Here is a 21941-nt window from a genome sequence, read left to right as displayed (position 1 = left end):
CATTTTCACTCTGAAAAGATAGGATATACGGAATCTCATTATATTTTTTTATGAAAGCGTAAATAAAAAATCACTTTCTTGGATAAAATACGAAAGATTCCACACATTTCACACCATTATCCTAACATTATTCGCTATATTTCATCAATATTCTAGCATAAAAAATAATTTAGAATTTTTTACGCTTAATCTTATTACATACAGTTTTTAAGATTTAGTCCTTTATCTTTACTTATTGTTTACCTTTCAGTAAGTGTAATAGCGCCTTATTACAAGGCTTATATATTAAAGATTTTTTCATAATTACTTTAGTTTATAAAAGGTGGGAGAGTCGTAATGAATGTCGATATTTCCATAGATCGAACGTGGCAAAACAATTTTTTAAATAGAATTGATGAAGATGGTCCTTGGACAAACTGGGATTTATATCATTTAGCTTATGAAACAGAAAAATCGTTACTTGTTCCTACTTTTGATGGATTACAAGCACCGAAACATTTATCCCATTTCACACCACTTCCTCATCAATTAGAAGTCGCTCAAAATGTTATTGAACAAATGAATGGTAAAGCGATTCTAGCAGATGAAGTAGGACTTGGAAAAACGATTGAAGCTGGACTTATTTTAAAAGAATATATGGTCCGCGGCCTTGTGAAAAAAGTACTTATACTCGTTCCAGCCTCTCTCGTATCACAATGGGCATACGAATTAAATACAAAGTTTTTCATTCCAGCTGTAGCTCAAAAGAAAAGCTACTCGTGGGAACAAGCCGATGTGATTGTATCATCAATTGATACTGCAAAACGTTCACCACATCGTGATATCGTTTTGAACTTAGAATATGACCTTATTATTATCGATGAAGCACATAAACTTAAAAATAATAAAACAAAAAACTATGAATTTGCACAGCGATTAAAAAAGAAATTTTGTTTATTATTAACCGCTACTCCTGTCCAAAATAAGATTGATGAAATTTTCAACCTCGTTTCTTTATTAAAACCAGGACACTTAGGCAATCAATCCAATTTTGAAGAATATTATGCTTCAAAAAATCGTTCAGCCGAATCTGATGAAGATTTAAAAGCTCTTATTAACAAAGTAATGGTCCGAAATCGGCGTCATAATACCGGGATTGATTGGCCAAAGAGACATGTACGTACAATTTTTGTTGAGTTTAATGAAGAAGAGCAAGCTCTATATAATGATATCGAAAATTGGCGAGGACAAGACGCCTTCACATCTGCTTTCTCATCATTAACTTTAAAACGGGAAGCGTGTAGTAGTCGCGAGGCCGTTTACTATTCATTAAAAAAACATGTAGAAAAACGACAGAAGGAAAATGAGCATTACGTAAAAGATCCGCATATTGATGTGCTAATGGACAAAATTAACCGTATTCCTTTTAACTCAAAAGCAAATAAAGCGCTAGAGCTTATAAAAGAAATTGACGATAAAGTCGTCATTTTCACAGAATATCGAGCGTCACAAATGTACTTACAATGGTTTTTACAACAACACGGTATTTCTTCCGTCCCATTCCGCGGCGGATTTAAACGCGGGAAGAAAGATTGGATGAAGGAACTTTTCCAAAATCATGCGCAAGTGCTAATCGCAACGGAAGCTGGTGGTGAAGGAATTAACTTACAATTTTGTAGCCATATGATCAATTACGATTTACCATGGAACCCAATGCGCCTTGAACAAAGAATCGGACGTATTCACCGCCTTGGTCAAAAGAATGATGTTCATATTTATAACTTAGCTACAAAACACACTGTTGAAGAACATATTTTGAAACTGTTATATGAAAAAATTAATTTATTTGAGCGTGTAATCGGTGAACTTGATGAAATTTTAACGAGAATTAATATGAAAAACATCGACGCACACATTCAAGAAATATTTGCGCAATCAAAAAGCGAAGGAGAAATCCGCATTAAGATGGAAAACTTAACATCTATTATCGACTTTGCGAAACGAAATGAAGCTGAGGTGCAAGGCTATGCAGCAACATGAAATTCATAATTACTTATACAATTTCTTTGAGGCGAATAACTGTGAAATTTTAGAACGTTCTCCTCATTTATTAGATGTGCAGTTAACAATTGAAATGGATAAATTATTAATGAACCGTCCTTTTTATTGGCACTATCTTGAAAAAACAGGGGGCGTACCGAATCCGATGCGCCTTACTCTTATTACAAATCCAGAAAATGCAGAAAACGATGGCGAGCTTATCCACTACGGTTCCCCACGCCTTCATCAAATTTTTCAAACGACAAAAGAATTAGGTTCTTACATACGTTTATATGAAGAAGTACGGCATAGCGGAGCAACGCATACACCGCTCCATCCGTGGCTCGGTGTAAATATAAAAGTTTCCTATCAATGTGATCGAAAAAAAGATATTCTTCACTCGATTGGCATTCATCTTATTTCTGGCACAATGATTGCAAACTTTCATGAAACATTAACTAAAATTAAACTTACACCGAAAATACCTGACTTTTGTTTTACGCTCTCGCCTATTATTAAACCGCAAAGTGGTTTACAACGTATAGAGGATGCTTTAAAAAATATTATTGCAGAAGATGACCATACGTGGGCGAAAGAAGCAAGAGTACGCTGGAATCACGATTTGGACCTTTTAAATCGTTTTTATGAAGAAAGTGATGAACTTCCTGAAAGCTATGAAATTGAAAAACAAGCACTGCAAGAACAATATGAACCCCGCATTACAGTACAAATTATTAACGGTGGACTCTTTTATGTTACCGCGAATCATTTTCTAACTTAAAAAGCCCCTTCATTTTTGAAGGAGCTTTTTTGAATTATCCTCTATCACCATTACGCTCTTGTTGTTTTTGCTTTGCCATGCGTTTTTGATACGCACGATCCTTTGCACTCACATGATTTGCATCAGTTGGAAGATTTTCTTTTGAACGGCCAATTCCGTTGCTCATCTGTTTCACTCCTTTTATATCTTTCAAAATACACCCTTATTTTCAGCTAGAGACACCTTCCTTATACAAAAAAATAAGAGTAGCAAATGGCTACTCTTACTCACTCACATATTTTTGAAACATATCATGGATGCCTTTATTTACGAGGTTCGAGATCTGCTCGTCAGATTTATTCGGATAACGATCACGCAATCTGATAGATGCCTTCACCATTAAATTTTCTAATACAGAACGGCCGCCTTCTCCATAAATAATTTCAGCATATTCAACAAGCCTTCCATCCTCTACTGTTGCTGGATTATGATTGAAGAAAAATTTACTCATTGCCTCCACCTCTCTCTTTTGATAACGTTTACATTTATATAAATTATTTATGTTATTTATTTCACAATATTGTATGCATGTATATTTAATTAGTTTCATTATAAAGCAACATATCGATAGTAAATATGTGATTTTCCGTCCATTTTGTGAACAAACTAAAAATGAAAGCGTTTCCTTTATTATATACTAAAAAAACTTACTACGCTAGGGGTATTTTTTTCAATCTACTAATCATATACTTTTTCTTTTTCCACTAAACCTTATACAATTTTCAGAAATTATATTATAAAATATATGTATGACTTAAGGAGGCTGTATATGAATCAAAATAAAAAAGCTATATTAGATCTTGTCTTTTATCTCGTAATCCCATTCCTCATTTGGAAATTTGCAAAACCTTATATCGATCCTTATTACGCAATGTTACTTTCCTCTGTTCCGGGGATTATTTATACACTGTATACCTTTAAAAAAGAAAAACAGTTTAACGTAACAGGGTTCTTTATTTTAATTACACTCATTTCTAATACAACGGTAGATCTATTATCTGGATCAGCTGAACGAATGTTGTGGAACGATGCGTATTATCACATCGTACTCGGTATTATCGTTATATGTACAATTTTTATAAAAAAACCACTTATGTTATATTTCGCAGCAGATATTGCTGCACTGCAAGGCCATGACCGTGATAAAAGTCGTGAACTGTATCGTGATAGTCGTATCTATCCAGCATTGCAATATTTAACGCTCTTTTTCGGTCTACAATTCATATTAAAAAGCTTCTTAAAAATTTATTTCATCTCTGTTTTCGGTGTAGATGGCTACGGTGAAATGAGAGCAATTATGACCGCTGTTGGATGGGGCATTTCCATTTGTATCGGAATTGGATTTGTCTGGGTGAACAATAAAATACATGCCGTTACAGAAGAAAACGAGTCTATGCAGTAAATGAAAATCCCCTAGTAGTATGATGCTACTAGGGGATTTTCATTTTGCTACACATATTACGAAATCTTTAACTTGATTTTTTTCTTTTATTTTTTACGTTTTGATAAAACAAAGCAGCACTTAGCGGCATAACACCAAACCACTTATTCATAAATGGCTCTTTTTCAGCACGGCGTTGTTCTTTCTTTTGTTTTCGATCTTCTTTTGGCGCATCCATATACGACACAAACTGCTGTGTCACAAAGCGAACATAATCATTAGTAGACATATTATCATCACCTCTACTTGATTAGTATGTCCACTTTTTTATTCATTAATCTTTTCTTTTAATTCATCCATAATTTGCTTTACAGACTTATTCGTCGTATCAATATGAATATGAGCCTCTTCATAATAAGCTCGGCGCGATTCGAATTTCATTACAAATGCATCTATATCTTTCTTCTGAAATAGTGGACGTGTCGTATCTTCACGAAGCCTCTCTGCAATTACGTGTGGATCACAATATAAATACACGACAGTGCCATTTTCCTTCATCCACTTTCGGTTTTCCTCTCGCTCAATGATTCCGCCGCCAGTTGTAATGATTACATTTTCAACAGGTAGTGAACGTAACATCTCACTTTCATATTCCCGAAAAGCCATTTCACCTTCTTCGGCAAAAATATCACGAATCTCCTTCTCTTGCTTCTCTTCAATTTTTTGATCTGTATCTATAACATCCATATGAAGTTCTTTACTTAATGCTTTTCCAATTGTTGTTTTCCCAGCTCCCATATAGCCGGTTATGTATATAGATTTCATTTTCGTTCCTCTCAATCGTCATGTATTACTTGTTATTATAACGAAAGATGCTACTTTATTTAATAAAAAACGTTTTGTTCTTCTTATACACTGAAGAACAAAACGTAACATACTCGCCTTATCTATAAGTACCTCTTCTCACCCACTGCGTTGCAATCCATTTCTCGCCTTTCGTTACAGGTGCCCCTCCGTGTAACGTAAGCTCATTTAGTGATTGATCTTGATAGAAATACTCAAAGTATACTGCCATTCCCTTTCTAGGATGCACAGAAAGATTTAATTTCGGAAAGAAAGTTTCTCCGCCTTCTTCTACATCATTTAAATACATGACAAGCGTACTAATACGATTATTAGCAGCTGATCTACTATGTTCTGCAAAATAATCATAGTGCGCTTTATACTGTTGATCCACTTCATAATTTAAAATGTGTAATCCTTCTCCATGCGACGCAGGAACATTCATGATAGATGAAATTCGTTTTTCAATCTTCGCTGTAAGTTCATTATCGTCCAAAAATGCACCTTTACTTGTTCGAATATCATTTACATCACGTGATGAGCCAACTTTAGAACGCGCTAATTTATTTTTAGACAATTCAATTAATTCATCACACTCTTCATCACTTAATACATTTCCTAACACGACAATAAGAGGTTCTTCGAATTTTGAAATAATTTGTATTTCCCTATCTTCTGTCATAATTGCATTTCCTTTATGATCAAAAATAGTTTGTTCCTTATTTTCACCTATTTGATTGTTGTTTGTCATTTCCCTATTCTCCCTAAAAATAATGATTGGATAGCATGAATATATCATATTCTTTCTACCTTTCTCTTTTTTGAGAAAATTTAAACTTTTAATTGTTTTATTTATCCATTTCCTTTAAAAAAACAGCCTATTTTTAAATGAGAAATCATGGTTTTTTATCCATATATTTTACATACTACCCTTCTATCCAATCAAATATTTTCTCATCCTTTTTTCTATACCGAAAGCTTACTTTATAGAAAACTTCTTGTTTTATTTTGCACTGCAATGAAACGAGAATAACGTCGTTTTCAAATACGTAATTTCCACTCGCTTCGCCCTTTTCATATGAAAAGAAAAAAGTACCTTCCTTTTCTTTTTGCTGTAAGTCTTTTTTTATATTTGTAATAGATCGATTTAGTATTTCCTCCAGTACAAACTTTTGCTCTATTTCAATATAAAATTTTTTATCTATAAGCAACATATTCGTTTCGTATATAAAGAACGAAGTTAATAATACAAGAAAAATAATTGTTCCTGGCATCGTAAACCCATCTTGTTTTCTCATGTATTTATTTCCATTTCACTATACCTTATAGCTACACCTTCATATATTTTCCCACTCCTATCTTTCACATTGATAAAGAGCAAATGAGGTGTTACTTCATACGAAACCATTTCAACATTTTGTAATATAACTTCTCTTCCGCGCATGTTCACTTTTCTTATAAGGTGATTATTCAATTTTTCATACGTCACTTCATCTCCAGTGCGAAGACGGAAGCGCAACATACTCTCTCTATTTTCAGGAACTATTTTTTCCACAAATGATACTTCACGAAACTCTAACTGTACTTGTCCTACAAACACATCCCATTCCCAATTATTTAACCCTTTTGATTGCTTGTTTTCTATTCCAATAAAGTTTAAACGTGGTAAGAGTAAAAAGAACAGTGATAACAGAAAAAAACATACGATCATTTCTATTAATGTAAATCCAACTTCTAATTCATTTTTTCTCCCGCATAAAAGCATTGTTCCATCATTTTTCCTTTCACATCTTTCCACATCGCACAAACTTCATTTCCTCCCCAATATGTGTAATATACATTTCCGTTTATGACTTTTTCTTTCTGTTGTTTTGCCTCATTCTCATACATATATAAAGCTGCTTCTTTTTTTAATAATACAAATGCCTTATAACGAATTTGTATGTTTTTTCGTTCTTGCATAATCAATACTGTTTGCGGAAGTAGTAAAGATACCATCATCATTACTATACTTAATGCTACAAGCATTTCAGCCATCACTGACCCTTTTTGACATTTCACGATACGTAAATCTCCCTCTTCCAAGCTGGAATACAATCTCATATTTATAACTTCGATACGAAAGTAAAATCGTGCCACCTCTATTAATATTTCCACTCGGATTATATGTCATCGGATTTGGAAAAGTATTCAAATCCAATTGTATATCGTTATCATATTCTCTTTTAATGATAGAAAGATCCGTACTCGATTCCCCTATATAATACATATGTCTATCTTTATGCCATCGTAATGTATAGTGTTTTTGACGGTTTATGGCTAATTGTTGCATATACAAAATATCATTTGAAAACTGTCTTAAAAATTGTTCAATTTTTTGTTTTTCATATAATGAATGTACATGAAAATACGTGACCATACTTAGTACAGAAATTGCAAATAAAACGAGTAGCATTTCTAAAAGTGTAAAACCTTTTTGCTTCACAGTTTCCCACTTGTTACTGTGCCATCATTGGAAATATGAATAGCTTCACCATTCGGACACTCATCCTTTGTAATATATTTCCCATCAATCAGCTCTTTTAGCGAGGGAATTTTATTATGTTGTAGTTGATATACTTGTATTTGCGCTTCTATAGATTTCACATAGGCTTTACATCCTTTTCCTTCGACGGATGAACGTTGCGTAACGACATTCGGAATAATTAATAGTAATAATACAGTGATGACGACCATAACTAATAACATTTCTAAAAGGGTAAACCCTTCCTCATTCTGCATGTAAATGCCTCCTATATAGAATTCATCATTTGAAACATTGGCATAATCATCGCTAAATACATAAGAACGACTATTGCTCCAATACACGTAAATAAAATCGGTTGAATAATCACTAACATACGTTTAATTTTTTGCTCAATCTTTTCCATAATTAGATCACTATAGTCACCTAATTCAATCGCCAAATTACCGTTTGCTTGTCCATGTGTAATAATATAAGAAAGTTCTTCCTCATAATATCCGCTTTTAGCAATAATAGATTGCAACGGTTCTCCCGCAATTAATTGGTGTTTAACTCGGCCCGCTTCATACTGAAAGAACGGCTGATACTTTTGCTCCATCATTATTGTTAGAGCCTCAAGTACTGATAGTCCTCCGTGTAATAAGCCGCTCAATTGAGTAGCGAAATAATGCGAATGCTTTAAAATAAGAAATGTTTTTACGAGGGGGATACGAAGCATAATTTTTACTCGCTTCATATGCGGGAGTTTCTGAAAGTACAATATATATACACTACAGCCAATCATAACGATAAAAATTGTGCTAAAAATAAGATAGGGTAGTAGCTTAATTGTACTTAATATTTGTTCTGTGAATAACGGTGCTGTAGAACCAAATGAACTATATACCATGTCAACCTGTGGTAATAAAATGCGGTTAAAAATCAAAATCATGATTATTAAAAAGAACGCCAAAAACATAGGATACTGCATTATTTTCATCATATCTTTCCTATACTTATCCTTTTTATAAAGAAGTGCACTCCCTTGTTGCAACGCAAAAGAAATATCACCATGTTGCTCGGCATAAAATAAATAGCTTAACATCTCCTGATGAAACTTTAATTGATGAAAAGAATCGTGTAGACTTTTTCCATTTTTTAATCCATCAATCATGTGCTGCAATTGTACTTTCTTTTCTAAAGGTAATTGAAACCGTAAAAATTCTAATGCCTGCAAAAGAGAGTATCCTTTTTCTAATAGTTCTCCTAATCGTTTCAGTAATATTACTTGATCACTTAAACTCCATATTTTCTTAAACATAAACATCCTCTTCTAAAAATCCTAAAGCGTATCCTTTTCGCAGCGAAGACTCTAATGTCTCATGCTTGTACGTGACACATTCCCCGTTTGCTTCTTTAATCGCTTGTTTTAACTCATATCCATATAACAACTCATAAATACTCGCTTGCCTTACTTGCCTCATTGATTTACATACAGTTGAGCACTTTCTTTTGCAAAACGGACACTTCAATTCAACAAGTCGCTGTGCAGCTATAGCCAATAAAGATTGTTCAATCTCTTGCCTCGTTATACCAAAATCCATGAACCGAAGTATTGCTCCTTTCGCATCATTCGTATGCAGTGTCGTCATTACTAAATGGCCAGTCAAACTTGCTCTTATAGCGATTTTTGCTGTTTCTTCATCACGAATTTCACCCACTAAAATAACATCTGGATCATGACGCAAAATAGCCTTTAGTCCAGCCTCATATGTGATACCTGCTTTTTCATTTATTTGAATTTGTAATACATCGTCATTTCTTTTTTCAACTGGATCTTCCAGTGTAACGATGCGACGTGTTTTCTTTTTTCTAATCACCTCTAGTAATGCATACATTGTTGTTGTCTTTCCTGAACCAGTCGGTCCCGTAAATACGAGTAATCCATGGGAATAATGTAAAAAAGAAAGTAGTTTCTTCGCTGTACTTGGAAATAACGAAAGATGAGATAGCGGCTGAATAGACGCTTGTAAATGAAGACGAATAACGAGACTTTCTTGATATACGGTTGGAAGCGTGGAAAGGCGTAAATACACTTCTTGTCCATCTATTTGTATATATAGTGAACCGTTTTGTGGTTTCCGCCTCTCTCCTATATCCATGGATGCTAAAAATTTAAAGTGTGAAACAAGTTTTTCTCCAAATTCCTTTTCAATGTATTGTTTAGTCATTAAATCTTTCCCTATGCGCAGTTGAATCACTACATCCTTCTTCCGGGGCACAATATGTAAATCCGAAGCTTGTACCCTACACGCCTCTTTCAAAATCGTATTCGCAAAGCTTTCAATTCCATTCATCATTTTTCCCTCCCCACTATGTATATAGCATGAAGAAATCCATCTGAAAAATCGGTATTTTTGCATTTTCACTAGATAGAAAAGGAAAAATATGTTTGTGAAATTATGAACAATTTCCGAATTATTGTCTAAAATTACCTATACCCATGTTTATCTGTATTATAATGTTATTATCTTGGATAAAGTGATAAAGGTGGAGATCCTCATGGAACAAGCTTTAAAAATTACAGGTGTATTATCTGACCCAACTCGTTATTACATTTATAAATATATTTCTCAAAAACATAGTTACGTAACTGTACAAGAAATTGCAGATGAGTTTGAAATTCATCCAAACGTAGCGCGTTTACATTTATCTAAATTAGAAGATGTTCATATGCTGAAATCCGAAACGAAGAAAACTGGAAAAGGCGGAAGGCCAAGCAGATTATATGTATTATCTGAAGATGTTATCCAATTACAATTCCCATTCCGTGACTATCAATTGTTAGCAAGAATCGCGTTTAATTCTTTACTTAGCCTTGGTGCTGCTGGTGAAAAAGCGCTATACGAAACAGGGAAACAATTCGGGGCCGAATTAATGCAACAACATATGCAGCGTTTAAATGTGAGTGAAGATGCCTTAACAGTGGAACAAAAAATTCAAATTGCAAAAGAAGCCTTTTCGACAGCTGGCTTATCACCTGCATTTGAATTAAGTGCAGATGGAACGAAAATTTTCTATGATGTACACAATTGTCCATTTAAAGAAGTTGCTGTCCATCACCCAACTGAAATTTGTAATATGCACGGAGATATGATGAAAGGGATTTTTGAAATCCTATTCCCTAACACGGAATTAACACGAAACGATAGTTTACTAGATGGATGTAAATCTTGTAATTATAAACTAACAATTTAATTTCTCATATAAAAAGAAGCCAATTATAATTGGCTTCTTTTTATATGAATGAATATTTACAATAGTAAGAAAAATAAACTATAATGAAGTGAGGTTTACTTTTTTTAGAAAAGGAGGGAGATGGCATGGAGCGCATGTTTCGCGTTCTCGGCTTTTGGACTGGAATTTTCTCGGTTATGTTTTACGTAGGGGATATGCACTCGACCGCACTACTATTTTTAGGACAAACAGGATTCTTCGTACTTTTAAGCTATTTAAATTTAACAGAGCGTATGTATATATACGTATTTGGGGCATATTTAACTGTTTTCTTCATAGGATTTACATACTACACGACGTTTTTACTTGTCCCTGGGGCTGGACATTAAAAGATGGCATTTTGCCATCTTTTTTTTAATTCCACAATCTCCTAGTTGACTTATAGGTTTTATTACCTTATATTCTATATAACAGATTGGAATTAGGGGGAATCAACATGAATACACTGCTTGTCGGAATTAACGTTGCAGTCATGCTCATTTTAGTTGGCGTATTATATTATATGCAACGTAAGCATGTATCTTTTAATAAACGCGTATTTACCGCTTTAGGAGTCGGAATTATCTTCGGTCTTATATTACAATTTATTTATGAGCCAACTTCTAAAGTAATTATTGAATCAAATACTTGGTTTGGCTTAATCGGTAACGGTTATGTGAAGTTACTTCAAATGATCGTTATGCCACTTATTTTAGTATCTATTATTTCAGCATTTACAAAATTACAGTTAACGAAAAACCTTGGTAAAATTAGTGGTCTTATTATCGGAATTTTAATTCTTACTACAGGAATTGCTGCAGCTGTCGGTATCGCTGCAAGTGCAGGATTTGATGTATCTGCAACTGGTCTGCAACAAGGTGATGCAGAATCTGCTCGTCTGAAGCTAGTTGAAGAAAGATTTACTTCTATTGAAAAAACAACAATTCCAGATAAATTATTAGAACTATTGCCTACAAATCCGTTTCTTGATTTAACAGGCGCTCGTCCAACATCAACAATTTCTGTTGTAATATTTGCAGCCTTTATCGGCATCGCCTTTATAGGTGTAAAACGAAAATATCCAGAACAAGCAGAGCTATTTAAGAAAATGCTTGATGCTGTATATGCAATTGTAATGCGTATGGTAACATTAATTTTACGTCTTACTCCATACGGCGTATTAGCTCTTATGGCAAAAACAGTTGCTGGTAGCGATATAAATGCTATTTTAAAACTTGGTAACTTCGTGTTAGCGTCTTACGTGGCACTTATCGTAATGTTCGTTATCCACTTATTATTAATTGCTCTATCTGGTTTAAATCCAATTCAATATTTAAAAAAGGTGTTCCCTGTATTAACATTTGCATTCACATCTCGCTCTAGTGCTGGTGCAATGCCATTAAATATTGAAGCGCAAAAAGAAAAGCTTGGTATTTCTGAAGGGATTGCAAACTTCGCAGCATCATTTGGAGTATCTATCGGACAAAACGGTTGCGCAGGTATTTATCCAGCGATGCTTGCAATGATGGTCGCTCCAACTGTAGGAATCGATCCATTACAACCACAATTTATTTTAACTTTAATCGCTGTCGTTGCGATTAGCTCATTCGGTGTTGCCGGCGTTGGTGGCGGTGCAACATTCGCAGCGTTAATCGTACTATCTACAATGAACTTACCAATCGGTATTGTCGCTCTTGTTATCTCAGTTGAACCATTAATCGATATGGGGCGTACAGCTCTTAACGTAAGTGGTTCTATGACAGCAGGTCTTATTTCTAGTAAATGGCTTGGTGAATTAGATCAAGATACGTACAACCAAGATGATACAAAAACTGGTGAAATTGCTTCATAATAATAAGGACGCTAACAAAACTGTTAGCGTCCTTTTTTAGTTCTTTTCATCTTCCTCGTTATCTTTTACACATAAGGCATAACATAGTGTTTCAAACACTATGTATAGATATAAAGAAATTACACCGTTTTTCATTTTTTTAATAACTATTAATTATAAACTACAGACTAACTATTATTCCTCACCTGCAAACTGTAAAAATTCTTCCAACCGCTCCTTTAACTCCTCCTCTATCTCACAATAAGATTCATCAACAAGTTCACCACTTAACTCACTTCCCCAAAACCTTATTTGAAGTGGTACTCCTAAAAAATAACTACAACATTCCCAGATAGGAACTGTATAAAATTCAATCATCTTTCCTTCTTCATCTAATACAGCTATCGAAATAGATGAAGAATATCCTGTTTCAAAAGGATTTTCTTTATCTCTGATGAGTTCTATAAATAATTCCATGTTTTTTTCTATGTACAAATGTGAATAATCTTTAAAAAGTTTAAATGCTATTCTCTCTATTTCCTTCTCCATGCATTGAATGTTCTCTTTTAACTCCAATGTAAAATCTCGTTCTGTATACTTCATCTCCGTCTCCTTACACATAGAAAAAGAGAATACAATAACATATTCTCTTTCCTCACATATATTTCATTATCTCACAGCCCGTCCTTTTCACAAATAACCATTTTGTTCGCACCATTTATGAAATTGTCCTACGTCTACTCCAACTAACACGATATCCTTTAGCTCTACATCAATGATTTGTTCTCCAATTACAATAGCAAACTGCGATTCTAATTTTGTCTCGTTTTTCTTTACAATTCCAATTCGGTTCCGATGCGGTCCATCTTTTATATATGCTTTTTGTCCTACAATATCAAAGTTCAAGATCTTCACCTCTTTTACTGCGCTCAAATTGGAAATACGATCTCCACCTCGGAAAATTTCCTTTCATTGCACTATTTCTCTATATATATGACGAAACAATAAAAGAGTCCTTCCTTCTTTACAATTATTTTTTCTTTGTTTCATTTTTGTGATTGAAACGTAAAGTTTATAATAAAATACACTTGGAAGCGCTTTCTATGTAATTTTTTATGTTATAATGTATAAGTAGAACTTCGTAAAGAGGGTTAAAAAAATGAATACAAAAATGATAAAAAAAGTAATTGAAGCATTAAAAGTATATGGCTTTCAGAATGTATCATTCTGTGACAAAACGAAGCAATTTTTATTTCATAACGAAACCGATATTATGAGCGGCTATGCAGAAATAACATATAGTAGTCAATTTGAAAAATTCAACGTACAAATTCATCCTATTGAAACGCATCACCAAGCAGAGTTACAAGAGGTTGAAAGACATATACAGGCCTGTATAAGAAAAGTGGAATATTTAAACGCACTTCTTAGCGGACAAACAAAACTAGATGATAAAATTATTATAATGTAAAAAAAGAACGTGATAGCCTCACGTTCTTTTTTTACATTATACGTTCATCTTTTCCTTCAGTTGTAATCCTGTAATAGACTCTAATACATCCATTGCTTCTCCAAATGTCATGTCAAAAATTGTTTTATCTTCTATGTATGGAAACTGTCTGAAACGCTTTTCTAACATTTTCACAGCATCCGACGTAAAGTGTGCACTATTAATGCTAAATTCTGTTTCAAGAAGAACGATCCAATCTAACACATGAAAACCTAATCCATTTACGAATGAAATAAGTTTTTCTTCTGGCTGTGAAGATAAAAATACGTGTCGTTCCATCTCACTAAAAAGTTCTTCTCCTAAAATATGAGCTAATTCATCATCATGTTCGCGGTCAATGATTTCTTCATAACCATAATCATCTACAAGCTCCTCAACTTCTTCACTATCTGCAAAAAGTAATTGGCTAAGAAGTGCCTCTTTCTTAAATTCACTATTTTGTACGACTTCTAAAAAGCTCGTTTCCCATCCATTTTCTAATTTCATATTATGTACTCCTTTATATATGTTTCTTATCATCACTGTACCCAAAAGATCACTTTTATAACCTTGTAGATAGTTACTATTATTTCACATGATTCATAACATAAGATGCAAATTCTGCTGCATCTCCTTCAAAAATATTTATTTCTGGCAAATGATAGAACGTTGTTTGGAGCAGGTTTCCTTCATGATATACATATATATTTTTCTCTAGCGCAATCGCCATTCCAAACTCTGTGTGGCTACCGTTTCCACCATCTAATATAAGTAAAAATACATCCGCTTCTTTAATAGCATTCTTTTCTGCCTGACCAATTTCTCTTAATTGCTCTTGATTCACAGCTCTTTCGTTTCTTGTCCAATCATATGTATGGTGCCATCCTGCATGTTTCAGTTCATTTGCTATAGAACGTACAAGGTGTTTATTTTGGAATCCTGAGGCGATATAAAAATTCATTTATATACACTCCTTCATTATATAAGGGGGAAACTCCATTTTAGCGTTATTTGCTATAAACATAATAAAGAATAACTTCAAAAAAAATCCCCATCTTTAAAACTTATTTGCGTTTAAATGATGGGATGCCTCATGGTCTTCTTTTATTTTTTGTTTTTTATAACTTTCATCAGCTAACATTTCTAGTTCAGCTGTTATTTCTGATTTTTCAAGCTCTCTTTCTTGCGAAAACTTCCTTGAAATATAAACAATAACACTACCAACGTACAACACAAAGCATATAATAAGTGCAGTATTTTCATAGAGACTTAGCTCCAACACAGTCACTCCTAATCCATTCGTATTTTCACGCTTCATTAATTGGAATTTCCCTACTAATCCATTTGCTATTGTAACATAAAAACACCGTTTCTTGGAATCTTTCACCCTATTAAAAGAGGCATGATTGTTTCATCATGCCTCTGAAATATGTTGAATGATTGTTTGAATTGCTTCTTTTCCATTATATTTTTTTAGAGCTGTTTTATACATTTCATTATTTTGATTTAATTCTTCGACATGCTTTATAAGAGATTTCACAGTCACATCTTCTTCATACAATACGGAAGCATATCCTTGTCTTTCAAAAGACTCTGCATTTAGTATTTGATCTCCACGACTTGCAAATTTCGATAGTGGAATTAAAACCATCGGCTTTTGCAATGTTAAAAACTCAAAAATGGCATTAGAGCCCGCACGTGAAATAACAAAATCTGTTATCGCTAATATGTCTGGCAGTTCTCCATGTACATATTCAAATTGTCTATATCCTTCTTTATTTTGTAAACTTTCATCAAGATTACCTTTTCCGCAAAGGTGAACAATTTGATATTTTTTCAGAAGTTCTGGTAACGCTTCTCGAACCGTTTCATTAATTTTTTTTGCGCCCAAACTTCCTCCCATGATTGTAATAACTGGCTTTTTACGTGAAAAACCTAAAAATGCTAAACCTTTTTCACGATTTCCCTTTAGTACTTCTTCACGTACAGGAGATCCTGTGTAAATTACTTTTTCTTTCGGTAAATGTTTCGCAGCTTCTTCAAATGTAACAAATATTTTCGAAGCGAAACGGAGCGCAATTTTGTTTGCTAGTCCTGGCGTCATATCAGATTCATGTAATAAAACAGGGACTCTATTTAGCCATCCTCCAATTACGACTGGTACAGATACGAAACCACCTTTTGAAAAAATCACATCCGGTTTTAGTTTTCGAATCCTTACATACGCATCCATAACACCCTTCATCACAAGAAAAGGATCTTTTATATTTTTCAAATCAAAATAACGGCGTAGCTTTCCGCTGGCAATACTATAGTACGGAATGCCTTCCTTTTCTATAATCGTTTTCTCAATTCCTTGATGAGAACCAATATAAGAAATATCCCAATTCTGTTCTTGTAAATGTGGAATGATGGCTAAATTAGGTGTTACATGCCCTGCCGAACCGCCACCTGTAAAGACTATTTTTTTCATACGTCTCCCCCTTCTAGACTATAATACACTAAAATATCTTGCCTCGGGGTGAGAAAATACCATAGCCGTTACAGACGCTTCTGGCTCCATCATAAATCCTTCCGTTAATGAAATACCTATTTCCTCTGGATGAATTAAGCGAAATAGCTTTTCTTGATCTGCGAGTTCTGGACATGCTGGATAACCGAAGGACACTCGTATTCCTCTATATTTCGTACGGAAGCGTTCTTCCATTGTCAGTTCTGGTGAATCTGGAATACCCCAACGATCACGAATAAGCATATGTGTCTTTTCAGCAAGTCCTTCTGCTAGTTCGAGCGCTAACGATTGAATGGCATGACTGCGTAAATAATCACCTTTCGCCTTCCACTCTTCAGCAATGTCACGAACACCTTCTCCAACCGTAACAGATAGGAAAGCAACATAGTCCATCTCATCTCCGACTGGGCGTAAATAATCACCTAAAGTACGATATGGTGCTTTTCCTTGTCTTGGGAATGTGAAACGTTCTATAACACGCGTATGATCTTCTGGATCATATATTACAATATTCTGTCCGTCGCTTTGCGCTGGGAAAAATTGATACACTGCTTTCGGTTTTAACCAAGATTGTCCTTCCTGCAATAATTCATCTATTAAATCATTTAATTCATGCGCTCTTTTATCTCCCTCTCGCAAAAGTTTCTTCACACTTCCCTTTAGGCCAAGGTGATGTCCAAGCAGCATTTGTCTATTTAGAAATGGCGCGAGATGTGAAACAGGAACATCTCTTAATACAATTCGTTTTGTTGAATCCGGCACGATAACCTCAGCCTTCGGTAATGGCTCAATTACTGCTGGAATTTCTACTTTCTTCTCTTCTTTTGTTACGATATGAAGATGACGTTCCTTTTTATCCTGCTTCATCTTCTCACGCTCTTCTTCTTTTTGAAGCTTATTAATAATATCAAGCCCCGTCATCGCATCACTCGCATAACATACGAGACCTTTATAAGATGGCGAAATGCGATTATCTGTAAACTTTCTCGTTAACGCTGCCCCGCCTACAACGATTGGAATATCAATATCCGCCGCTTTTAAATCTTCTGCAGTCGTTACCATTTGTTGAGCCGATTTTACTAATAAACCAGAAAGACCTATAATATCAGGCTTCTTTTCTTGTACTTCTTGAACAATTCGATCCGAGCGAACATTAATTCCTAAATTAATAATCTCATATCCGTTATTTGCTAAAATAATTTCAACGAGATTTTTCCCAATATCATGTACGTCACCTTTTACAGTTGCTAATAATACTTTCCCTTTTTTCGCACTATCGCTAGATTCCATATGTGGCTCTAAATAACTTACAGCAGCTTTCATACTTTCAGCACTTTGCAATACTTCAGCAACGATAAGCTCATTATTATTAAATAATCGTCCTACCTCATCCATTCCTGTCATAAGCGGACCATTAATAATATCCAAAGGTTTTCTTCCTTCTGTAAGTGCGAGACTTAAATCCTCATGTAAACCTTGTTTCGTACCTTCTACAATGTAATTTGCTAGCCTTTCATCAAGAGTTAATGTTTCTTGAATAACGACATCTTTCTTTTTTGCCACGCGATAGAAGTTTGTAAATTTTTCTAACGTCTCTTGCGTCGTTTCAAAAAGCAATGCATCTGCAAGGCGTTTTTCTTCATCAGGAATTGACGCATAACGCTCTAATTTTTCCGTATTTACAATCGCGTAATCTAACCCTGCTTTCGTTGCATGATATAAAAAGACGGAATTTAACACTTCGCGGCCAGCTGGTGGTAAACCAAATGATATGTTACTTACACCTAAAATCGTTAAACACTCTGGTAACGCTTCTTTAATAAGGCGAATCCCTTCTATCGTCGCAGCCGCCGAGCCAATATATTCTTCATCACCTGTCCCTACAGGAAATACAAGTGCATCAAAAATAATATCTGATGGGCGTATACCATATTTCGTCGTCAATAACTCATAACTTCGTTTCGCAATTTCTAGTTTTCTTTCCGCGCTTACTGCCATTCCATCTTCATCAATTGTCCCTACAACAATAGCTGCACCATATTTCTGAAGAAGCGGCGTCACTTTTATAAATCGTTCTTCTCCATCTTCTAAATTAATTGAATTAATAACAGCTTTTCCTTGAATATAAGTAAGAGCTCGCTCCATCACATTTTCATCTGTTGAGTCAATCATAATCGGTACTTTTAGCACTTTTGTAACTTCTGCCAAGAAGTTTTCCATATCTTCTATTTCATCCCGGTCCGGGTCTGCCATACAAATATCAATAATATGAGCATTTTTCTTCACTTGTGCTCTTGCGACTTCAGCAGCCTCTTCAAATTTCCCTTCTGCTACTAATCTTTTAAATTTACGTGACCCAATAACATTTGTTCTTTCACCTACAAATAAAGGTCTCATAGAGTCATCATATTGCAGTGCCTCTAATCCACTAACCCCGTGTCCAGCTCTTTCTTGCTGTCCACGAGGTTTAAGAGACGTTAATGCGGATTTCATTGCTTTTATATGTTCTGGTGTTGTACCACAACAACCACCGATAATATTAACCCATCCTTCTTCAGCAAATCGCTTCACTTTCTCGGCAAGCGAGGATGGAGATTCATGATAATGTCCATCTTCATCAGGAAGACCTGCATTTGGATAACAAGAAATGTAACACTCTGATAAATCAGATAGAGAACGAATATGGTCTCTCATAAACTCCGGACCAGTCGCACAGTTTAATCCAACAGATAATGGCTTCATATGTTCTACCGATAAGTAAAAAGCCTCAATTGTTTGCCCAGCTAGAGTCGTTCCCATTGGTTCAATCGTTCCCGAAATCATGATAGGTACAATTGTATTTAGTTCATCAAAAGCCGCTTGAATTCCAATATAAGCAGCCTTCACGTTACGCATATCTTGACTCGTCTCAACGAGTAATACATCCACTTCTCCTTTCAACAATCCTCTTGCCTGCCGCGTATAGGCTTCAATTAATTCTTCAAACGTTACACCACCAGTAACACTAATCGCTTTCGTTGTCGGTCCCATTGCTCCCGCAACATATACTTCCTTCCTGCTTTCTTCGACTGCTTGCTTCGCTAAACGCGCTGCCTTCTCATTTAGCTCCTCGTCTAAATGAGATAACTCATAATCACTTAGTACAATATTGGTTGCCCCAAATGTATTTGTTTCAATAATATCCGCTCCAGCTTTAATATAAGCTTTATGAATCTTTAAAATAACATCTGGTCTTGTTTCTACTAAATATTCATTACAACCTTCGTACTCCTCTCCTCCGAAATCTTCCGCAGTTAAATCCTCTTGCTGGATCATCGTTCCCATTGCACCATCTAATATTAAGATGTTATTTTGTAATTTTTCTTCTATACATTTCATCAATTAATACCTTCTTTCACTTCTTGCTTTTCTCTCACATATTTAACAAGATGTTCTGTAATTTCATATTTTAGAAATGGTGTAATAAGATAAATGCCGTTAAAATATTTCATCGCAGCATCGATCAATTCTTGAGAAATACGAATCCCTTCCTCAATTGCTGCCTCTTTCGTTTCATGTCCATCCATTCTCTCTCTTACTGCTTCAGGTAAAGTAATACCTGGCACCTCAAAATGAAGAAAATCTGCATTCCGTTTACTTATTAATGGCATAATCCCAATAAAAATAGGTTGTTCTAAATGCTTTGTCGCTTCATACACTTCTTCAATTAACGCGATATCATAGATTGGCTGCGTTAAGAAATATTCTGCTCCAGCATCTATTTTCCGTTCCATTCGCTTAACCGCTGCTTTTAAATGTCTTACATGCGGGTTAAATGCACCGCCCACAGAAAACCTGGTTGCCGGTCCAATGGATTTTCCTAAAACGGAACGCCCATCGTTCATTTCTTTAATCATTTTAATGAGCTCGATAGAGGACAAATCATATACAGAAGTGGCACCTGGAAAATCACCAACGCGTGCTGGATCACCAGTTAAAGCTAACACTTCTTCCATACCTAATGCTGATAGACCTAGTAAATGAGATTGTAGTCCGATGACGTTATGGTCCCTACATGTTAAGTGCGTCAATACCGGAATATCATGCTTCGTTAATAATGCTCCCATTGCCATATTCGAGATACGGGGCGATGCTAATGAATTATCTGCTAGAGTAATAGCATCTGCTCCAGCTCTTTTCAATGCTCTTGCACCTTCAAAAAATCGCTGCGTATCTAACGTTTTTGGTGGATCTAATTCCACTACTACTGTCGTTTGTTTTTTTGCTTTCTCTGCTAAAGTGACATGAGCTTTTGAACGTTTCTCATGTGTATGAACTACTTTCGGTCTTTGAACCGTATCCTTTTCTATTACAGGTGTAACATTTAGAGTAGCACGTTTCATACTTTCAATATGTTCTGGAGTCGTGCCACAACAACCACCCAATAACCGAATACCTTGCTCAATAAATTTCGGTGTCATCGCTTCAAAATAAGCTGGACTTCCCTCATATACGTATCGTCCCTCTACATAATTTGGGAGACCTGCATTTGGATATGCTGACAAGTAACCATTTTTCGGAATCGATATCATTTTAAAAGCTTCCGTCATATGAAGTGGCCCTAGTTGGCAGTTCAATCCAACAACATTTGCACCGTAATCTAAAAGCTGTTTTAATATTTCATTTACATCATTTCCATTTTGAGTCGTACCCGCCTCATGTAACGCCAATTGCGCTACAATTGGAATATTTGTTTCTTTTCGTAACACCTGGACAGCATGAAGTAATTCAAACTCATCATAAAAAGTCTCTAATAGCAGTCCATCAACCTGTTCTTCTAATAATGCACTTGCCTGTTCCAGTAACATAAATTCTCGCTCCATATCAGTTGTCGTAACCGCCCCGATATGTTTCATACCACCAATTGTGCCTAAAATGGCATTTCTGTCTGTAACAGATGCTTTCGCCAGTTTTACTGCCGCTCTATTAATTTCAGTAACTTGATTTTCTAATCCATACATACGTAATTTCGCTTCATTTGCTCCGTACGTATTTGTTTGAATCACATCTGCCCCAGCCGCTACATATTGCTTATGAATCGATATAATTAAATCTGGATCAGATATATTCAATTCTTCAAAACTACTTTGCAAACCATGTGAATGTAATAACGTCCCAACCGCACCATCACCTATTACAATTCCTTTTGATAATAAATCTAGTAATTTCACAAATCTCCCTCATTTCTATCAATATAAAAACCCCCTCTTCACTTTGAAGAGGGGGAC

The 21941-nt window shown here is 35.0% G+C and carries 28 protein-coding genes; 8 read left to right on the top strand and 20 right to left on the bottom strand.

Features of this window, described 5'->3' with window-relative positions; all coding sequences use genetic code 11:
- Positions 1 to 336: 336 nt before the first annotated feature.
- Complete coding sequence (locus ACTFRS_RS14330) at positions 337 to 2019, top strand: DEAD/DEAH box helicase (RefSeq protein WP_139866682.1); 1683 nt, start codon at positions 337 to 339, stop codon at positions 2017 to 2019.
- Positions 2006 to 2800, top strand: a complete 795-nt coding sequence (locus ACTFRS_RS14325) for a YqhG family protein (RefSeq protein ID WP_440024802.1) — start codon at positions 2006 to 2008, stop codon at positions 2798 to 2800. The genes ACTFRS_RS14330 and ACTFRS_RS14325 overlap by 14 nt, the downstream gene beginning before the upstream one ends.
- 34 nt (positions 2801 to 2834) lie before the next feature.
- On the opposite strand, the gene ACTFRS_RS14320 is transcribed toward ACTFRS_RS14325, so the two are convergent.
- Together ACTFRS_RS14320 and ACTFRS_RS14315 are read right to left on the bottom strand one after the other, a co-directional pair.
- Positions 2835 to 2966, bottom strand: coding sequence for a hypothetical protein (locus ACTFRS_RS14320; RefSeq protein WP_000064669.1), 132 nt, complete (start codon positions 2964 to 2966; stop codon positions 2835 to 2837).
- 96 nt (positions 2967 to 3062) lie between these two features.
- Complete coding sequence (locus ACTFRS_RS14315; RefSeq protein WP_000032699.1) at positions 3063 to 3290, bottom strand: hypothetical protein; 228 nt, start codon at positions 3288 to 3290, stop codon at positions 3063 to 3065.
- A gap of 73 nt (positions 3291 to 3363) precedes the next feature.
- Between ACTFRS_RS14315 and ACTFRS_RS14310 the strand changes: the two genes are divergently transcribed.
- Both ACTFRS_RS14310 and ACTFRS_RS14305 read left to right on the top strand, forming a co-directional pair.
- Positions 3364 to 3480: a hypothetical protein gene (locus ACTFRS_RS14310; RefSeq protein ID WP_003279814.1), complete on the top strand. Its 117-nt coding sequence runs from the start codon at positions 3364 to 3366 to the stop codon at positions 3478 to 3480.
- A gap of 128 nt (positions 3481 to 3608) precedes the next feature.
- The gene (locus ACTFRS_RS14305) at positions 3609 to 4241 is read left to right on the top strand and encodes a VC0807 family protein (protein ID WP_139866680.1); all 633 of its coding nucleotides are present in this window, start codon (positions 3609 to 3611) and stop codon (positions 4239 to 4241) included.
- A gap of 67 nt (positions 4242 to 4308) precedes the next feature.
- Here the strand turns inward: ACTFRS_RS14305 and ACTFRS_RS14300 are convergent, their stop codons facing one another.
- The 10 genes from ACTFRS_RS14300 to comGA form a co-directional block, all read right to left on the bottom strand.
- Complete coding sequence (locus tag ACTFRS_RS14300; RefSeq protein ID WP_000106079.1) at positions 4309 to 4509, bottom strand: YqzE family protein; 201 nt, start codon at positions 4507 to 4509, stop codon at positions 4309 to 4311.
- Positions 4510 to 4547: 38 nt separating this feature from the next.
- Entirely contained in the window at positions 4548 to 5045 is a 498-nt protein-coding gene (gene aroK / locus ACTFRS_RS14295; RefSeq protein ID WP_139866678.1) for a shikimate kinase AroK, read from the bottom strand.
- A gap of 118 nt (positions 5046 to 5163) precedes the next feature.
- Positions 5164 to 5814, bottom strand: a complete 651-nt coding sequence (locus ACTFRS_RS14290) for a 2OG-Fe(II) oxygenase (protein ID WP_139866676.1) — start codon at positions 5812 to 5814, stop codon at positions 5164 to 5166.
- Between the two features lie 175 nt (positions 5815 to 5989).
- The gene (gene comGG / locus ACTFRS_RS14285; RefSeq protein WP_139866674.1) at positions 5990 to 6361 is read right to left on the bottom strand and encodes a competence type IV pilus minor pilin ComGG; all 372 of its coding nucleotides are present in this window, start codon (positions 6359 to 6361) and stop codon (positions 5990 to 5992) included.
- Positions 6358 to 6828, bottom strand: coding sequence for a competence type IV pilus minor pilin ComGF (comGF, locus tag ACTFRS_RS14280; protein ID WP_000923056.1), 471 nt, complete (start codon positions 6826 to 6828; stop codon positions 6358 to 6360). The genes comGG and comGF overlap by 4 nt, the downstream gene beginning before the upstream one ends.
- Entirely contained in the window at positions 6798 to 7100 is a 303-nt protein-coding gene (gene comGE / locus ACTFRS_RS14275) for a competence type IV pilus minor pilin ComGE (protein ID WP_000829518.1), read from the bottom strand. Before comGE ends, comGF begins: the two co-directional genes overlap by 31 nt.
- Complete coding sequence (gene comGD, locus ACTFRS_RS14270) at positions 7093 to 7548, bottom strand: comG operon protein ComGD (RefSeq protein WP_016718475.1); 456 nt, start codon at positions 7546 to 7548, stop codon at positions 7093 to 7095. Before comGD ends, comGE begins: the two co-directional genes overlap by 8 nt.
- Entirely contained in the window at positions 7545 to 7844 is a 300-nt protein-coding gene (gene comGC, locus ACTFRS_RS14265) for a competence type IV pilus major pilin ComGC (RefSeq protein WP_001178694.1), read from the bottom strand. Before comGC ends, comGD begins: the two co-directional genes overlap by 4 nt.
- 11 nt (positions 7845 to 7855) lie before the next feature.
- Positions 7856 to 8887: a competence type IV pilus assembly protein ComGB gene (comGB, locus tag ACTFRS_RS14260; protein WP_139866670.1), complete on the bottom strand. Its 1032-nt coding sequence runs from the start codon at positions 8885 to 8887 to the stop codon at positions 7856 to 7858.
- Positions 8880 to 9923 carry a competence protein ComGA gene (gene comGA, locus ACTFRS_RS14255; RefSeq protein WP_073530042.1) on the bottom strand — a complete coding sequence of 348 codons (1044 nt, stop codon included), beginning with the start codon at positions 9921 to 9923 and terminating at the stop codon, positions 8880 to 8882. The genes comGB and comGA overlap by 8 nt, the downstream gene beginning before the upstream one ends.
- A 205-nt stretch (positions 9924 to 10128) precedes the next feature.
- On the opposite strand from comGA, the gene ACTFRS_RS14250 reads away from it, so the two are divergent.
- The 3 genes from ACTFRS_RS14250 (at position 10129) to ACTFRS_RS14240 (ending at position 12694) form a co-directional block, all read left to right on the top strand.
- Positions 10129 to 10824, top strand: coding sequence for a helix-turn-helix transcriptional regulator (locus ACTFRS_RS14250; protein WP_029439920.1), 696 nt, complete (start codon positions 10129 to 10131; stop codon positions 10822 to 10824).
- A gap of 125 nt (positions 10825 to 10949) precedes the next feature.
- Entirely contained in the window at positions 10950 to 11192 is a 243-nt protein-coding gene (locus ACTFRS_RS14245) for a DUF2626 domain-containing protein (protein ID WP_000440714.1), read from the top strand.
- A gap of 107 nt (positions 11193 to 11299) precedes the next feature.
- Positions 11300 to 12694 (top strand): L-cystine transporter, encoded by a 1395-nt coding sequence (locus tag ACTFRS_RS14240; protein WP_001094339.1) that lies wholly within the window; start codon positions 11300 to 11302, stop codon positions 12692 to 12694.
- 174 nt (positions 12695 to 12868) lie between these two features.
- Here the strand turns inward: ACTFRS_RS14240 and ACTFRS_RS14235 are convergent, their stop codons facing one another.
- A complete protein-coding gene (locus tag ACTFRS_RS14235; RefSeq protein WP_062821281.1) occupies positions 12869 to 13276 on the bottom strand; it encodes a hypothetical protein in 408 nt (135 codons plus the stop codon).
- A gap of 87 nt (positions 13277 to 13363) precedes the next feature.
- Positions 13364 to 13579: a DUF3912 family protein gene (locus ACTFRS_RS14230; RefSeq protein WP_001008330.1), complete on the bottom strand. Its 216-nt coding sequence runs from the start codon at positions 13577 to 13579 to the stop codon at positions 13364 to 13366.
- Between the two features lie 253 nt (positions 13580 to 13832).
- On the opposite strand from ACTFRS_RS14230, the gene ACTFRS_RS14225 reads away from it, so the two are divergent.
- Positions 13833 to 14144: a hypothetical protein gene (locus ACTFRS_RS14225; protein ID WP_001093243.1), complete on the top strand. Its 312-nt coding sequence runs from the start codon at positions 13833 to 13835 to the stop codon at positions 14142 to 14144.
- Between the two features lie 36 nt (positions 14145 to 14180).
- Here the strand turns inward: ACTFRS_RS14225 and ACTFRS_RS14220 are convergent, their stop codons facing one another.
- The 6 genes from ACTFRS_RS14220 to ACTFRS_RS14195 form a co-directional block, all read right to left on the bottom strand.
- Positions 14181 to 14669: a hypothetical protein gene (locus ACTFRS_RS14220; RefSeq protein WP_242294416.1), complete on the bottom strand. Its 489-nt coding sequence runs from the start codon at positions 14667 to 14669 to the stop codon at positions 14181 to 14183.
- 79 nt (positions 14670 to 14748) lie between these two features.
- On the bottom strand, positions 14749 to 15123 hold the full coding sequence (locus tag ACTFRS_RS14215) for a nucleoside 2-deoxyribosyltransferase (protein WP_001012337.1): 375 nt from the start codon (positions 15121 to 15123) through the stop codon (positions 14749 to 14751).
- 96 nt (positions 15124 to 15219) lie between these two features.
- Entirely contained in the window at positions 15220 to 15480 is a 261-nt protein-coding gene (locus tag ACTFRS_RS14210; RefSeq protein WP_000817964.1) for a DUF3966 domain-containing protein, read from the bottom strand.
- A 96-nt stretch (positions 15481 to 15576) separates the two neighbouring features.
- The gene (murG, locus tag ACTFRS_RS14205) at positions 15577 to 16635 is read right to left on the bottom strand and encodes an undecaprenyldiphospho-muramoylpentapeptide beta-N-acetylglucosaminyltransferase (RefSeq protein ID WP_000724750.1); all 1059 of its coding nucleotides are present in this window, start codon (positions 16633 to 16635) and stop codon (positions 15577 to 15579) included.
- Positions 16636 to 16653: 18 nt separating this feature from the next.
- Positions 16654 to 20052: a methionine synthase gene (metH, locus tag ACTFRS_RS14200; RefSeq protein ID WP_440024808.1), complete on the bottom strand. Its 3399-nt coding sequence runs from the start codon at positions 20050 to 20052 to the stop codon at positions 16654 to 16656.
- Positions 20052 to 21884, bottom strand: coding sequence for a bifunctional homocysteine S-methyltransferase/methylenetetrahydrofolate reductase (locus ACTFRS_RS14195; RefSeq protein WP_000770334.1), 1833 nt, complete (start codon positions 21882 to 21884; stop codon positions 20052 to 20054). Before ACTFRS_RS14195 ends, metH begins: the two co-directional genes overlap by 1 nt.
- Positions 21885 to 21941: the final 57 nt, after the last annotated feature.

Origin of the sequence: Bacillus cereus group sp. MYBK139-1 (genome assembly GCF_051916915.1) — a bacterium.
GTDB classification, from domain to species: domain Bacteria; phylum Bacillota; class Bacilli; order Bacillales; family Bacillaceae_G; genus Bacillus_A; species Bacillus_A pacificus.
The sequence above is the reverse complement of the archived record's forward strand: the minus strand, read 5'-3'. Positions and strand labels throughout refer to the sequence as shown.

Bases quoted from the DNA above. Each gene is read 5' to 3' on its own strand.
- ACTFRS_RS14305 (WP_139866680.1), top strand. From the start codon at position 3,609: ATGAATCAAAATAAAAAAGCTATATTAGATCTTGTCTTTTATCTCGTA.
- ACTFRS_RS14225 (WP_001093243.1), top strand. From the start codon at position 13,833: ATGAATACAAAAATGATAAAAAAAGTAATTGAAGCATTAAAAGTATAT.
- ACTFRS_RS14240 (WP_001094339.1), top strand. From the start codon at position 11,300: ATGAATACACTGCTTGTCGGAATTAACGTTGCAGTCATGCTCATTTTA.
- comGA (WP_073530042.1), bottom strand. From the start codon at position 9,923: ATGAATGGAATTGAAAGCTTTGCGAATACGATTTTGAAAGAGGCGTGT.
- ACTFRS_RS14210 (WP_000817964.1), bottom strand. From the start codon at position 15,480: ATGAAGCGTGAAAATACGAATGGATTAGGAGTGACTGTGTTGGAGCTA.
- ACTFRS_RS14300 (WP_000106079.1), bottom strand. From the start codon at position 4,509: ATGTCTACTAATGATTATGTTCGCTTTGTGACACAGCAGTTTGTGTCG.
- ACTFRS_RS14235 (WP_062821281.1), bottom strand. From the start codon at position 13,276: ATGAAGTATACAGAACGAGATTTTACATTGGAGTTAAAAGAGAACATT.
- ACTFRS_RS14245 (WP_000440714.1), top strand. From the start codon at position 10,950: ATGGAGCGCATGTTTCGCGTTCTCGGCTTTTGGACTGGAATTTTCTCG.
- comGB (WP_139866670.1), bottom strand. From the start codon at position 8,887: ATGTTTAAGAAAATATGGAGTTTAAGTGATCAAGTAATATTACTGAAA.
- ACTFRS_RS14310 (WP_003279814.1), top strand. From the start codon at position 3,364: ATGCATGTATATTTAATTAGTTTCATTATAAAGCAACATATCGATAGT.
- ACTFRS_RS14325 (WP_440024802.1), top strand. From the start codon at position 2,006: ATGCAGCAACATGAAATTCATAATTACTTATACAATTTCTTTGAGGCG.
- ACTFRS_RS14320 (WP_000064669.1), bottom strand. From the start codon at position 2,966: ATGAGCAACGGAATTGGCCGTTCAAAAGAAAATCTTCCAACTGATGCA.
- ACTFRS_RS14315 (WP_000032699.1), bottom strand. From the start codon at position 3,290: ATGAGTAAATTTTTCTTCAATCATAATCCAGCAACAGTAGAGGATGGA.
- comGG (WP_139866674.1), bottom strand. From the start codon at position 6,361: ATGAGAAAACAAGATGGGTTTACGATGCCAGGAACAATTATTTTTCTT.
- comGF (WP_000923056.1), bottom strand. From the start codon at position 6,828: ATGCTTTTATGCGGGAGAAAAAATGAATTAGAAGTTGGATTTACATTA.
- comGC (WP_001178694.1), bottom strand. From the start codon at position 7,844: ATGCAGAATGAGGAAGGGTTTACCCTTTTAGAAATGTTATTAGTTATG.
- ACTFRS_RS14215 (WP_001012337.1), bottom strand. From the start codon at position 15,123: ATGAATTTTTATATCGCCTCAGGATTCCAAAATAAACACCTTGTACGT.
- ACTFRS_RS14220 (WP_242294416.1), bottom strand. From the start codon at position 14,669: ATGAAATTAGAAAATGGATGGGAAACGAGCTTTTTAGAAGTCGTACAA.
- comGE (WP_000829518.1), bottom strand. From the start codon at position 7,100: ATGGCTGAAATGCTTGTAGCATTAAGTATAGTAATGATGATGGTATCT.
- ACTFRS_RS14290 (WP_139866676.1), bottom strand. From the start codon at position 5,814: ATGACAAACAACAATCAAATAGGTGAAAATAAGGAACAAACTATTTTT.
- murG (WP_000724750.1), bottom strand. From the start codon at position 16,635: ATGAAAAAAATAGTCTTTACAGGTGGCGGTTCGGCAGGGCATGTAACA.
- ACTFRS_RS14250 (WP_029439920.1), top strand. From the start codon at position 10,129: ATGGAACAAGCTTTAAAAATTACAGGTGTATTATCTGACCCAACTCGT.
- aroK (WP_139866678.1), bottom strand. From the start codon at position 5,045: ATGAAATCTATATACATAACCGGCTATATGGGAGCTGGGAAAACAACA.
- metH (WP_440024808.1), bottom strand. From the start codon at position 20,052: ATGAAATGTATAGAAGAAAAATTACAAAATAACATCTTAATATTAGAT.
- ACTFRS_RS14330 (WP_139866682.1), top strand. From the start codon at position 337: ATGAATGTCGATATTTCCATAGATCGAACGTGGCAAAACAATTTTTTA.